The sequence below is a fragment of the Anaerotruncus sp. DFI.9.16 genome, assembly GCF_024461615.1.
GTDB lineage: Bacteria > Bacillota > Clostridia > Oscillospirales > Ruminococcaceae > Anaerotruncus > Anaerotruncus massiliensis.
This window is the reverse complement of record NZ_JANFZX010000144.1, coordinates 1-364: the sequence shown is the minus strand read 5'-3', so window position 1 is coordinate 364 and position 364 is coordinate 1. Positions and strand designations below refer to the sequence as shown.

The window sequence follows — 364 nt, the reverse complement described above, 5'->3', positions numbered from 1 at the left end:
GGCCCTGCGGGCCGGAACTCTAAGCGGTATCTCCGGGAGTACCTTGCCATGACCCACAAACTACCGCCGCTCCCCACAGGTACACAAGCTGAGGGCTCAATTCAGGTTGCGGGCACTCCCAACAGATGAAGCAGGATGGCTCGCCGGGGATGCACGGCGGAAAACAACGCCCGTCCCGGGCGTTCGCGCGCTTCGCGCGCGTGCGCGGCAAAGCCGCGCAGTTTTCCGCTGCCCCGTGGGCGCTGCGCGCCACGCAAAAGCGGCCGTGCCTCCCCGAACGCACTCCCAGTACGGTCCCGGAGACTCTCAGGCAGAGGCATTGCGCCCGCGGCGCGGCGGCTGGCGGGATGCTGTACACCTGTCC

General features: G+C 68.1%; 1 protein-coding gene. It reads left to right on the top strand.

The annotated features are described in order from the left end of the window. Positions 1-125: 125 nt before the first annotated feature. Positions 126-364, top strand: a 239-nt coding sequence (locus NE609_RS17370) for a hypothetical protein (RefSeq protein WP_256153248.1), incomplete at its 3' end; no start/stop codon positions are given.